General features: G+C 66.9%; 14 protein-coding genes and 1 pseudogene. 2 read left to right on the top strand and 13 right to left on the bottom strand.

What is annotated here, in order from left to right; genetic code table 11:
- Position 1: 1 nt before the first annotated feature.
- Genes rpsC through rpsJ form a run of 8 tightly spaced genes read right to left on the bottom strand, consistent with a single transcriptional unit; the run spans position 2 to position 4461 of the window.
- Positions 2 to 853 (bottom strand): 30S ribosomal protein S3, encoded by an 852-nt coding sequence (gene rpsC / locus JHN45_RS29335; RefSeq protein WP_093627312.1) that lies wholly within the window; start codon positions 851 to 853, stop codon positions 2 to 4.
- Positions 853 to 1200, bottom strand: coding sequence for a 50S ribosomal protein L22 (gene rplV / locus JHN45_RS29340; protein ID WP_003974262.1), 348 nt, complete (start codon positions 1198 to 1200; stop codon positions 853 to 855). The genes rpsC and rplV overlap by 1 nt, the downstream gene beginning before the upstream one ends.
- A gap of 40 nt (positions 1201 to 1240) precedes the next feature.
- Positions 1241 to 1522 carry a 30S ribosomal protein S19 gene (rpsS, locus tag JHN45_RS29345; protein WP_201051516.1) on the bottom strand — a complete coding sequence of 94 codons (282 nt, stop codon included), beginning with the start codon at positions 1520 to 1522 and terminating at the stop codon, positions 1241 to 1243.
- Positions 1523 to 1534: 12 nt separating this feature from the next.
- Positions 1535 to 2371: a 50S ribosomal protein L2 gene (gene rplB / locus JHN45_RS29350; protein WP_007384068.1), complete on the bottom strand. Its 837-nt coding sequence runs from the start codon at positions 2369 to 2371 to the stop codon at positions 1535 to 1537.
- 38 nt (positions 2372 to 2409) lie between these two features.
- Positions 2410 to 2829: a 50S ribosomal protein L23 gene (rplW, locus tag JHN45_RS29355; RefSeq protein WP_200681734.1), complete on the bottom strand. Its 420-nt coding sequence runs from the start codon at positions 2827 to 2829 to the stop codon at positions 2410 to 2412.
- Positions 2829 to 3485, bottom strand: a complete 657-nt coding sequence (gene rplD / locus JHN45_RS29360; RefSeq protein ID WP_201051518.1) for a 50S ribosomal protein L4 — start codon at positions 3483 to 3485, stop codon at positions 2829 to 2831. The genes rplW and rplD overlap by 1 nt, the downstream gene beginning before the upstream one ends.
- Positions 3486 to 3490: 5 nt before the next feature.
- Positions 3491 to 4135: a 50S ribosomal protein L3 gene (gene rplC / locus JHN45_RS29365; protein WP_019072287.1), complete on the bottom strand. Its 645-nt coding sequence runs from the start codon at positions 4133 to 4135 to the stop codon at positions 3491 to 3493.
- Positions 4136 to 4152: 17 nt separating this feature from the next.
- Positions 4153 to 4461, bottom strand: coding sequence for a 30S ribosomal protein S10 (gene rpsJ, locus JHN45_RS29370; protein ID WP_003948644.1), 309 nt, complete (start codon positions 4459 to 4461; stop codon positions 4153 to 4155).
- 727 nt (positions 4462 to 5188) lie between these two features.
- On the opposite strand from rpsJ, the pseudogene JHN45_RS29375 reads away from it, so the two are divergent.
- Positions 5189 to 6271: pseudogene (locus JHN45_RS29375) on the top strand (right-handed parallel beta-helix repeat-containing protein); the annotation flags it as partial.
- 388 nt (positions 6272 to 6659) lie between these two features.
- Here the strand turns inward: JHN45_RS29375 and JHN45_RS29380 are convergent.
- A complete protein-coding gene (locus JHN45_RS29380) occupies positions 6660 to 7019 on the bottom strand; it encodes a hypothetical protein (protein ID WP_201051522.1) in 360 nt (119 codons plus the stop codon).
- A 182-nt stretch (positions 7020 to 7201) separates the two neighbouring features.
- On the opposite strand from JHN45_RS29380, the gene JHN45_RS29385 reads away from it, so the two are divergent.
- A complete protein-coding gene (locus tag JHN45_RS29385) occupies positions 7202 to 8593 on the top strand; it encodes a S41 family peptidase (protein WP_201051524.1) in 1392 nt (463 codons plus the stop codon).
- On the opposite strand, the gene JHN45_RS29390 is transcribed toward JHN45_RS29385, so the two are convergent.
- From JHN45_RS29390 to JHN45_RS54780, 4 genes are all read right to left on the bottom strand, one after another.
- Complete coding sequence (locus JHN45_RS29390; RefSeq protein ID WP_201051526.1) at positions 8517 to 9272, bottom strand: hypothetical protein; 756 nt, start codon at positions 9270 to 9272, stop codon at positions 8517 to 8519. The genes JHN45_RS29385 and JHN45_RS29390 overlap by 77 nt on opposite strands.
- Positions 9273 to 9274: 2 nt before the next feature.
- On the bottom strand, positions 9275 to 11557 hold the full coding sequence (locus tag JHN45_RS29395; protein WP_201051528.1) for a hypothetical protein: 2283 nt from the start codon (positions 11555 to 11557) through the stop codon (positions 9275 to 9277).
- A 24-nt stretch (positions 11558 to 11581) separates the two neighbouring features.
- Entirely contained in the window at positions 11582 to 12046 is a 465-nt protein-coding gene (locus tag JHN45_RS29400) for a hypothetical protein (RefSeq protein WP_201051530.1), read from the bottom strand.
- A gap of 251 nt (positions 12047 to 12297) precedes the next feature.
- On the bottom strand, positions 12298 to 12427 hold a 130-nt coding region (locus JHN45_RS54780), incomplete at its 5' end, for a hypothetical protein (protein ID WP_201051531.1).

Below are 12427 nucleotides of genomic sequence, written 5' to 3' on the forward strand. Positions count from 1 at the left end.
GTCAGGCCTCCGTTCCGGTGCTCTCAGCCGGAGCGGCAGCGGCGGCGGGAGCGTCGGCCTTGGGGGCCTCGGCAGCCGGCGCGGACTGCTGCTGCGGCTTGCGGCCGCGGCCGCCACGCTCGCCACCGCGGCCACCGCCACGGGCCGGGCGGTCGCCGCCCGGGCCGCCACCGCGGGCCGGGCGGTTACCCGCACGGGCAGCGGCGTTCTCGGCGCGGACCTCGGCGATGTTCTTGACGTCGCCCTTGTAGATCCAGACCTTCACACCGATACGGCCGAAGGTCGTCTTGGCCTCGAAGAAGCCGTAGTCGACGTTCGCGCGGAGCGTGTGCAGGGGCACACGGCCCTCGCGGTAGAACTCCGAGCGGGACATCTCGGCGCCGCCGAGGCGGCCACCGCACTGGATCTTGATGCCCTTGGCGCCGGCCTTCATCGCCGACTGCATGCTCTTGCGCATGGCGCGGCGGAAGGAGACGCGGGAGGACAGCTGCTCGGCGACGGCCTGGGCCACCAGCTGAGCGTCCGTCTCCGGGTTCTTGACCTCGAGGATGTTCAGCTGGACCTGCTTGCCGGTCAGCTTCTCCAGGTCACCGCGGATGCGGTCGGCCTCGGCGCCACGACGGCCGATGACGATGCCCGGGCGCGCGGTGTGGATGTCCACACGGACGCGGTCACGGGTGCGCTCGATCTCCACCTTCGAGATACCGGCGCGCTCCATGCCGGACGTCATCATCCGACGGATGGCGACGTCTTCCTTGACGTAGTCCTTGTACAGCTTGTCGGCGTACCACCGGGACTTGAAGTCCGTGGTGATGCCGAGCCGGAACCCGTGCGGGTTAACCTTCTGGCCCATTACCGGGTTCCTTCCTTGCTGCTGACGACCACGGTGATGTGGCTGGTCCGCTTGCGGATCCGGTAGGCGCGGCCCTGGGCACGCGGACGGAACCGCTTCAGGGTCGGGCCCTCGTCGACGTAGGCCTCGGAAATGAAGAGGCTGTCGGCGTCGGTGTGGTCGTAGTTGTGCGCGGCGTTGGCAATGGCGCTGTCCAGCACCTTGCCGACCGGCACGCTCGCGGCCTGCGGGGCGAAACGCAGGACCGCCTGAGCCTCCGTGGCGTCCATGCCACGGATGAGGTCCACCACGCGGCGGGCCTTCATGGGCGTGACGCGGATGTACCGCGCCTGGGCCCTGGCTTCCATGGTTGTCCCTTCAGTGTTTGTCATGGTCTTCCACCCCGCGCTAGCGGCGCTTCGACTTCCGGTCGTCCTTGACGTGACCCCGGAAGGTGCGCGTCGGCGAGAACTCGCCGAGCTTGTGGCCGACCATCGACTCGGTGACAAACACCGGGATGTGGGTCTTGCCGTTGTGCACCGCGATCGTGTGGCCGAGCATGGCCGGGACGATCATCGAGCGGCGGGACCAGGTCTTGATGACGTTCTTGGAGCCGGCCTCGTTCTGTACGTCCACCTTCTTGATGAGGTGGACGTCGACGAAGGGCCCCTTCTTGAGACTGCGCGGCATCTAAACCCGCTCCTAGCGCTTCTTGTTCGTCTTGCGGCGGCGGACGATGTACTTGTTCGAAGCCTTCTTCGGCGAACGAGTACGACCCTCCTTCTGACCCCACGGGCTGACCGGGTGGCGACCACCGGAGGTCTTGCCCTCACCACCACCGTGCGGGTGGTCGACCGGGTTCATCGCAACACCGCGGACGGTCGGGCGGACGCCCAGCCAGCGCTTGCGGCCTGCCTTGCCCCAGTTGATGTTGCTCTGCTCGGCGTTGCCGACCTCGCCGACCGTGGCGCGGCAGCGCTGGTCGACCAGGCGGATCTCACCGGAGGGCATACGAAGGTGGGCCATCGTGCCCTCCTTCGCCAGCAGCTGCACGGAGGCACCGGCGGAGCGGGCGAACTTGGCGCCGCCACCGGGACGGAGCTCGATCGCGTGGATCGTGGTACCGACCGGGATGTTGCGGAGCGCCAGGTTGTTGCCCGGCTTGATGTCGGCCCCGGGACCGTTCTCGACGCGGTCGCCCTGCTGCAGGTTGCGCGGGGCGAGGATGTAGCGCTTCTCGCCGTCCGCGTAGTGCAGCAGCGCGATGCGCGCGGTGCGGTTGGGGTCGTACTCGATGTGCGCGACCTTCGCCGGCACGCCGTCCTTGTCATGGCGACGGAAGTCGATGACTCGGTAGGCGCGCTTGTGTCCGCCACCCTGGTGGCGAACGGTCACACGACCGGCGTTGTTACGGCCGCCCTTGCTGTGCAGCGGGCGGACCAGCGACTTCTCCGGCGTGGACCGCGTGACCTCGACGAAGTCGGCGACGCTGGAGCCACGACGGCCCGGCGTAGTCGGCTTGTACTTGCGGATTCCCATTTCTCAGTCCTCGTCCGATATCGGACGATCCGACCCGCTTACGCGGCCGGACCGCCGAAGATGTCGATACGGTCGCCCTCAGCGAGGGTCACGATCGCGCGCTTGGAGCCCGCGCGCTGACCGAAACCGGTCTTGGTGCGCTTGCGCTTGCCCTGGCGGTTGATCGTGTTGACCCCGGTGACCTTGACCGAGAAGACCGCCTGGACGGCCTGCTTGATCTGGGTCTTGTTGGCGCCCGGAGCCACGATGAAGGTGTACTTGCCCTCGTCGAGAAGCGCGTAGCTCTTCTCCGAGACGACCGGCTTCAGCAGCACGTCACGGGGGTCCGTGAACGACTTGCTGATCGGCGTCTCGACGGTGTTCTTGCCCTCGGTCTCGTGGCGCTTCGCCTTGGCGATGCGCGCGACCTTCTTGGCCTTGGCGGCCTTCGAGGCGATGCTCGGGTGACGCGTAGCCATCAGGCTTCGCTCCCTTCGGTGTCAGCGGCCTGGGGGCCAGACACGAAGGACTCGAAAGCGGCCTGGGTGAAGACCACGTCGTCCGAGACGAGAACGTCGTACGTGTTGAGCTGGCCCGGCTCCAGGATGTGGACCTGGGGCAGGTTGCGCGCGGAAAGCAGCGCGGCCTCGTCGGAGCGCTCGATGACCAGGAGCACGTTCTTGCGCTCGCTGACCTTGCCGAGGAAGCTCTTGGCGGCCTTGGTGGAGGGGGTCTCGCCCTCGATCACGCCGGTGATGACGTGGATGCGAGCGTTGCGGGCCCGGTCGGTGAGGGCGTGGCGCAGGGCCGCGGCCTTCATCTTCTTCGGGGTCCGCTGCGAGTAGTCGCGCGGCGTCGGGCCGTGCACGACGCCACCGCCGGCGAACTGCGGGGCGCGGGTCGAACCCTGACGGGCGCGGCCGGTGCCCTTCTGGCGGTACGGCTTCTTACCACCACCGCGGACCTCGCCACGACGCTTGACCTTGTGCGTGCCCTGACGGGCGGCGGCCAGCTGTGCGACGACGACCTGGTGAAGCAGCGGGATGCTGATCTTCTCTACGTCGAAGATCTCGGCCGGGAGCTCAATGGTCCCGGCGGTGTCGCCGGAGGGCGACTGAATGTCAATGGTGCTCATAGTCCTCAGGCCCCCTTGGCCGCGGTGCGGACCAGGACGAGGCCGCCGTTCGGACCAGGAACCGCGCCCTTGATGAGGAGCAGGCCCTTCTCCGCGTCAACGGCGTGAACGGTCAGGTTCTGGGTGGTGACCCGCTCGTTGCCCATACGACCCGCCATGCGGAGGCCCTTGAACACACGGCCCGGGGTGGCGCAGCCACCGATGGAGCCGGGAGAGCGGTGCTTGCGCTGGGTGCCGTGTCCGGCGCCGAGGCCCTTGAAGTTGTGACGCTTCATGACACCGGCGAAGCCCTTGCCCTTGCTCTTGCCGGTCACGTCCACCTTGACGCCGGCCTCGAAGGTCGCGGCGGTGATCTCCTGGCCGAGGGTGTACTCGCTGGCGTCAGCGGTACGGATCTCGACGAGGTGACGACGGGGCGTGACATCGGCCTTGGCGAAGTGGCCCTTGAGGGGCTTGTTCACCTTGCGCGGGTCGATCTCGCCGAAGGCGATCTGGACCGACTCGTAGCCGTCACTGTCGTTCGTACGGACCTGGGTCACGACGTTGGGTCCGGCCTTGACGACGGTGACCGGAACAACACGGTTGTTCTCGTCCCACACCTGCGTCATGCCGAGCTTCTCGCCCAGGATGCCCTTGATCTGCTTAGCCATCTTCAGCTCACCGACCCCTAGAGCTTGATCTCGATGTCGACACCGGCCGGGAGGTCGAGTCGCATCAGAGAGTCAACGGTCTTGGGGGTGGGGTCGAGGATGTCGATCAGGCGCTTGTGCGTGCGCATCTCGAAGTGCTCGCGAGAGTCCTTGTACTTGTGCGGCGACTTGATGACGCAGTACACGTTCTTCTCAGTGGGCAGCGGCACCGGGCCCGCGACCGACGCACCAGTGCGGGTCACCGTCTCGACGATCTTCTTCGCCGAGCTGTCGATGACCTCGTGGTCGTAGGCCTTGAGCCGGATGCGGATCTTCTGTCCCGCCATGGCTACTCAGTAGTCCTGTCTCTAGTAACGCTCTGCACCCCGGTGGAGCCCTTCTGCTCGCTTCGCTCTTCGATTCCTCCGACCCACGCGGTCGGGTGTGTCGCGCTCTCACCGACACAGAAGTCCCATATACGGAACTTCCCAGCTGGGAAAGCACGGCCCTTCCGGAACCGCAAGCCGAGGGCGAAGAAGCCCACCGGGTGCCTGGCCTGTGCTGCACTGACGCTTCCCGAAAGATTCCCGTACGTCCGCCTCAGCGCTGCCGTAAGGCAGTTGGGGCGACGAGTACTGTGGGACTCGCTTCCGGTCCTCCCGACGGGAGGCGCGCAGCATCAACACTCGACCGAGCAACTCGGACAGTCTGCCATATGGGGCAGTGCGCTGGCCAATCGGGGCGTAGAGATTACCCGGGGAGTGACGCAGGTCAAACACGCGCGCCAGGGAGGCACTCCCGGCGAGCCCATGGTGAGTTCACGCCCATGAACAGGAATCAAGTACGCGCATCTTGACGCGTCCATAGCAAGCGCTTACGGTCCCTGACGGGAGCAAGGGAAAGCGCTTTCTCCCGTTCTCCCGCAAGGAGCACCTGCACGGAACCCTGGATTCCTGGTCATGGGACGACCCTGGAGGCAGAACGATGCAAGTGAGACCAGTCATCGCGTGCGTCGGCCTGGTGGCCGGCACGCTCGTAGCACTTTCCGGCACCCCGGCACAGGCCGCGAGCGCCACCCAGTACGTGTCACCGACCGGCACCACGAGCGCGGCGGGCACTCTGGCCGCCCCCACCACCCTCGCCACCGCGATCAGCCGCATCGCGTCCGGCGGCACGATCTACCTGCGCGGCGGGACGTACGCCTACGGCTCGACGATCACGATCCCGGCGGGCGCGGACGGCACGGCGTCCGCCCGCACCACGCTCACCGCCTACAACGGTGAGACCCCGGTCCTCAACTTCGCTTCCCAGAGCGAGAGTTCGTCGAACCGAGGCCTCCAGCTCTACGCCAACTACTGGCACGTCTACGGCCTCACGGTGTCGCACGCGGGCGACAACGGGATCTACATCGGAGGCAGCAACAACGTCATCGAGCGCACGGTGACGTCGTACAACCGCGACACGGGTCTCCAACTGGGCCGCATCTCCTCCAGCACGCCGAGCTCCTCCTGGCCCTCGAACAACCTGGTCGTCAGCTCGGAGTCGCACGACAACGCCGACTCCGACGGCGAGGACGCGGACGGCTTCGCGGCAAAGCTGACGACCGGCACCGGGAACGTCTTCCGCTACGACGTCTCCCACAACAACATCGACGACGGCTGGGACCTGTACACCAAGACGGACACGGGCGCGATCGGCCCGGTGACCATCGAATACAGCCTCTCCTACGGCAACGGCACCCTCACCGACGGCAGCCAGAGCGGCGACGGCGACCGCAACGGCTACAAGCTCGGCGGCGACGACATCGCCGTCAACCACGTCGTCCAGCACGACATCGCCTACGGCAACGGCCACCACGGGTTCACCTACAACAGCAACCCGGGCACGATGACGGTCTCGAACAACGTCGGCATCGACAACGCGGAACGCAACTTCTCCTTCGACGCCGGTACGTCGGTCTTCCGCACGAACACGTCATGCCGGTTCGCGGTCAGCGGCTCGAACGACAAGACGGTGGGCAACGCGGACAGCACCAACCAGTTCTGGACCGGGACGAACGGGGCGCGGTGCGCGTCATACGGCGGCGCGCTGGGGTGGTCGTTCGCGTCGGGCGGGGCGTTGAGGGTGACGTTCGGGGGGACGGTGGTGAATCCGTGAACGGGTGACGGGTGACGGAATCCCCCTATGCCCCCCCTATGACCCCCCTACGGCTTCGGTCGTACGGGGGTTTGCCCACAGGGCCCGACTGCGACTGACGGAGTTGCACAGGGCTTTGCCGAGCGGCGTGCCGACTACAGCTTGACCACCCCGCGCCAGGCCCATCCGGCGCCGAGGACCGCGTTCTGCAGCGGGTCCGTCATCTCCCGCGTGTCGAACCGGAACGCCTCGACCTTGTGCCGACGGCCGTCAGGGCCCTCCTTCGTCTCCCACTGCCGACAGACGGCAGGCGCATGCCATCGCCGCCCGGACCATCTCGACGGAGGGCTTGCCGCGCTGTGCGGTGTCTGGCGGCCCAGCGTCTTGAGGGGGACAGGAAACCGCCAGGCTAGATCCGCGCCACGAGGGCCATGACAGCCATCCAGCCGATACAACCCCCGCATGCGATCACCAGCGGCAGCCACCTCTGGACGCGCCGGGCCCGGACGACCAACCACACGGCGACCGCAACCACCGCGAGCCCCATGACAGCCGCGATCACCTGAAGACCGCCGGGCGCCTCCCCCTGACCCTGGCCTGTCGCGGCCCGGCGGAGGACCGCCAGCAGGCCTACGGCGAGCAGTGTCACGAAGATGCAGGTGAGACCGGTGAACAGGCTCCGATTTCGGTCATCGACCGCGGCCAGCGCATCTGTGCCGTCGCCGAGGTGGATTCCGTAGTCGGGGTTCGCCCGGTTCTTGCGGTTCATCACGGCGTGCACCCTATGGGACTTCGGCGGACATACGAGGCGGATCAGCCCGGGGGTTTCCCTCACTCCGATGCTCGGGTGTGCCGGATGGCCGGGGCGGTGGCCGGTCGGCCAGGGTTGTGTGACCTGCAGGTCATGCAGGACACGCAGGTCGGACCGCAGCACCACGGGGAGATCAGAACGTGCGTATCGCCACCGCCACCGCCACCGCCACCGTCATCGCCCTGACCCTCGCCGCAGGCATCGCCGTGCCGGCCGCGTCCGCCGCCGGCGCCGACCGCACCACCGACGGCCTCTGGCGCATGGACGGCTACGGCACGGTCGTGGCTGTCGGCCACGGCAGGTACCAGGAGTACCAGACCACCGCGGTGAGCTGCCTGAAGGGCGACACGGCCCGGCAGACAGGCCCGGGGACGTACACAGTGGACGGTGACGTCGTCACGGTGCGGTCGGGCAAGGACGGGAACCACGCATCGGTGGCGGTGGCCAGTTCGGTGGGTCACCGCGAGCTGGTCCGCATCTCGGCCCTGCCGGCCGCCTGCACCCGCCCCACTCCCAAGGACCCGCTGACCACCTTCGACGTCTTCTGGCAGTCCTACGAGGAGAACTACCCGTTCTTCGCGGCCAAGGGCATCGACTGGCACGCGGTGCGAGCCCAGTACCGCCCGCTCGTACACGCGAACACGACCAGGACGGAACTGTTCGACATCTTCAGCAGGATGGTGCGTCCGCTCTACGACGCCCACGTCGCGGTGCAGGACGGCGACCGCGTGTTCGCCGAGGGCCGCCCCGGCACGGCGGTGCCCGACGAGGAACTGGACGCGAAGGTCAAGAAGTTCATCGTGACGCGAGACCTGGCGGGCGCCCCCTACCGACGGGACTTCGCCAACGGCCGTATCACGTACGCGGACCTGGCGGGCGGCGACCGTCTCGGCTACCTCCGCGTCTCCGGCTTCGACGGCTACCTGCCGGACGAGGACGCGTCGTACGCGGCCCAACTGGCCGAACTGGACCGGGCGTTGAACACCGTCCTCACACAGCAACGCTCACGTCACCTGCACGGCCTGATCATCGACCTGCGGATCAACGGCGGCGGTTCCGACGCTCTCGGCATCCACATCGCACAGCGCCTCACCGACACCCCCTACATCGCCTACACCAAGCGCGCCCGCAACAACCCGACGGACCCGAACGGCCACACCCACCCCGAGCCGATCCCGGTACTCCCGGCCCACGCCCCGCGCTACACCGGCCCGGTGGCCCTCCTGACCGGCGGCTCCACGGTGAGCGCGGGCGAGACCTTCACCCAGGCCCTGATCGACCGCCCCGGCCACACGATCCGCATCGGGCAGCCCACCCAGGGCGTCTTCTCCGACGTCATGGAACGCGAACTCCCCAACGGCATGACCGCCTGGCTCCCGAACGAGGAGTACCTGACCGACTCGGGCCGGACGTTTGACGGAGCGGGGATTCCGCCGCAGGTGACCGTTCCCGTCTTCACGAAGGAGGAGTTCGCCGCAGGGCGGGACTCGGGGTTCGATCGGGCGGTGGCGGTACTGAGGAAGGAGCACTGAACCGCGCCGGCAGCCCGGCGTCGCCCTTGCAACCAAGTTCCTTGACCATCGCGAGGGAGACCGCGTGCAGGACGTTCAGGTTATCCATACGCATGGTTTCAGATTCGGTTGCCGGTAGCCGGAGGCGTCCCAGCTCCCCCTCGATCAGAACGGGCTCATTGCCGGAACCGAATTCGCTGCTTGAGCACTCCATGTACAAGTACGCACGCGACGACCTGGCAAGCGAAACTTTACCCAGTTCGTACGGGGTGAGTTGATGTGCTGGGGACTCCGGGATCGCTTTGGGAAAGTAGAATGACAGGTCGATCATTGCGTTGACCGCTGATGGGCCGTAGGCGTAGCACAGGGGGTATTCCTGGTTTTCGTCGGCCCCGGTCTCGTGGAATCCGGAGACGAGTTTTTTGGCCGCGTCACCAAGGCTCTTCTGATCCGGCTCGGCAAGGTCACCAAGGTGCTTCTGGTTCGACCATTCCCAGTCGTACGTACGACTTTCCAGCACATCAAGGAGTGCCCTCCGGGTACCTTTCGACAGGTTTGCGCCGCACAGTTTCGTCTGGGCCGACACCGTCCGTGAGCGCCCGGTCTGCTCATTGCTGTCACAGGCCGCGAGAGAGGCGACCGAGACAGCGACGCACACCACAGTCGCGGTCAGTTGTCGCGCAAGCTCGTTGCTCTGCATTTTCATTCTCCTGTTTGGGGCAACTGCCCACGTTGATCCTCGCGGAGGTTGCCGTTGTTGTAACCAACGCCCCACGCATCCTCAAGGTCCTGCCCGAGCTGGGAGCCTGTCTGGCTGATGTGATGATTGATCAGGAAATGCCTGGCTGGTGATTCGGCGTTCGCCTGGCCGGCCATGTAGATATTCGCGCGTTGCGCCTGGATGTCCTCCCCGCTGTCCTGCTGCTTGGCCTCGGTCCAGTCCCCGATGACATTGCCGATCTGCTGTTCCAACATGCCCTGTCCCGTGTCGGTCAGCACGGGGATCGCCGTTGCGGCGACTCCGGCCGCGGCGACCTCGGGCAGGAAGGCCACACCGGCCGCGACAGATGCCCCGGTGCCGAACTCGATCCAGCCGTTGCGCTTCTCCAGCGCGTCGTTGTACTCCTTGTCCGCCGCGAGCTGCCCGGCCTTCAGCTGGTCCGCCCGCGACTGGTCCAGGAGTCCTTGGATCTCCGCGCCGCTGCGGGTGGCATCGCGTGCGCGCGGCTCGTTGATGGAACCGTCTGCTCCCACCTGCGCTTCGAGCACGCTGGTGGTGTACACCCGTCCCGCGGAGGAAACCTCCGCGTAGGCGTCGGGATGTTGTCCGAGGGTGCTGAGGAAACTGATGGTGTCGCTCTGCCCGAACTTGGCGTGACCGTCGATCCCCGACCGTGGCGCGAAGGTGCTGTCCTTGCGGTTCTCGTCCAGTCCCCAGTTCAAGTCGTCGACATAGCCCGCCCCCATCCGGCCGAGGCTGTCGGAGAGGATCGCCTGCTGCTGGACGAGCTTGGGATCGTTGCCGTACGTGTGCACGACCTGTTTCATGATCTTGGCGGAGTCCGCGTCGCGGACCAGCGTCGGTGCCGGATCGTCGTACGCGTGCCCGAGCGTCGCGGACTCCAGCGCGTGGCCCAGGGCGTCTACTCCGTAGGCCTTCGACGGCACTCCTGAGCCGTCCATCGGCCACTGGAACTTCTTGTCCGTCAGCTCGTCGAAATACGTGTAGCCGAGCTTCGCGCCTTTGTGTTCGCTGCCGTCGGCGTTGTACACCTTCGGGCTGTCGTCGGCGAAGAACGCCTTCGAGGCTTCCGGGCTGCGCCCGAGCCCTTCGAGGACGCTGGTCAGCGGGTCGTAACCCGTTCCGACCTTCCCCGAGGGGTTGTAGCCGAAATCGGCGTCGAACCCGCTCGCCAGAGGCCTGTTCATGGTGAACAGGTTGGGGTTCTGGTGGTGCAGTTGGACGATGTGCCCGGCGATGGGGTTGATGAAGTCCGCGTCGTAGTTCCCGTACCGCAGCAGACCGCCGAGAACCTGGTATCCGTACGGCTGGTCGAGCCCGGCGTTGTCGAGGTGCAGGCGTTGGGCGCCGAGTTTGCGCAGCTGGTCGCCCCAGCTCGCGGGCACGTGGTGCTTGTGGTCCGGGTCGGTGGCGTTGGCGAGCGCCAGGCCCATGGACTGCTGGAGGTCCCGGGTCAGGGCGAGGCGGACCTTGTTGTCGCCGACCGTGCCGTCGAGCGCCATGGAGCCGTAGAACTCCAGCGTCTTCTCCGGGCCGAGGGTCTTGTAGAAGTCGGTGGCGAACTCCCCGCCTTTTTCTGTGCCGTTGTACTTCATCAGCCGGTCGAGTTCCTTCAACTCGGCATCGCTCATGTGCTCGCCCTTCCTGGCGAGCTCGACCGCGCGTGCGGCCTGTGCCTCGTTGAGCGAGCCGTAGTCCGCGTGGCCCGCGTCGTGCAGGTCGTTGCCGTGGGACCGCGCGAGGGCGGCCTTCACCGACTGGTCCACGTCGTCGGCCCGCCCGACCTGCGCCGAGATCCGGTCGGCGATCGACTGCCAGTCCTGCCCCGCCTTGCCACCGGCCTTGGCCGTCTGCGCCTGGCTCAGCACGACGCATTCGTGGACGGTGACCGTGGTGTCCCCGTTGTCGGTGATGCTGTAGTTCTTCGCCCGCGCTTCCTCGACCAGGGTCTTCAACCCGCGCTGCAGCGCGAGGAGTTCGCCGTGCGCGTCGTCGAGGACCTGGTAGATGCTGTTCGCCTCGGTGTGCAGATCGGTGAACTCCTTGGCCGTCCTGTCGACGAACCCCCGGGTGACATCGGCGTTCACACCGGCCCAGCGAGCAGAGTCCGACTTGGCCTTCATCCCTGAACGGGCGTCCTCGTCCAGCGACTTGAGGGCGTCGGCCGCTTGCTTCCAGTCGTCGACGGCCGCCCCGAGTTTCCCGAGATCGACGTCGAGCAGGTCCGTGTACTTGAGTGGCACGGCGGTTCGTCTCTCTCAGTTCTCTCAGTGGAAGTAGCGGCTGAGGCTGGACACGGACATCGCGGAACCGTCCCGGCCGCGGATCTCGGCGGCGATCCGCGTGTCGTCCTGAGCGTGCAGCTTCTTGCTGTAGTCCAGGTGATTCGAAATGTGCGCGACGGCCTGAAGGACCGACTTGACCTGCGAGGTCCAGACGGAGACCGTGGTCACGAGGGCGGGGCCCATCGCGAACCCGCTGCCCTTCAACTCCTCACCGGCCCGCGTCGTCGAACCGGATCCGCTCCCGCCGATGTCCACGCGCTGCCGCAACCGGTCGTGAAGGATGTACGCCTCATGCCCTACGGCACCGAGGTCGTCCTGGTGCACCACCAGGTCACCGCCGGCACCACGCCCGCCCGCGCCCGCGGGGAGTTGATCGAGCCGCATGTGCTGCTCAGCACCTCTCCGGACCGCGTCGGCCTTGAGCTGCTCCCACTCTTCCCAGGCCATTCCCCCGTACCTTTCTCACTCGATCGTCAACTGATGGGCGAGGACGATGACTTGATCGCACAGAACCCCGCCACTGCCCGCTGATCAGCTCATACAGGCCCCGCGCGATCGTCGGCGCACGGCGAGCACCACGACGGATCCAACGACCGGACCTGTCCGGAGGACACCGGAGGACACCGCACGACACGGGGCCGGACGAGCCAGGTCTTGGCCCACCGATCCCACGCAGCACGCCCACCGACACCCCTCCGCTACACCCGCCGACTCTCCAACGGCCCCAGGTACAGCGCCGGCAGACCCCCCGTGTCGATCACGAGCCGCTGCAGCACCACCGTCGGGTCCACCGTCCAGAACCTCAACCGGTGGACCCGACGGTGGTGC

It is taken from the genome of Streptomyces sp. MBT53 (genome assembly GCF_016654115.1).
GTDB lineage: Bacteria > Actinomycetota > Actinomycetes > Streptomycetales > Streptomycetaceae > Streptomyces.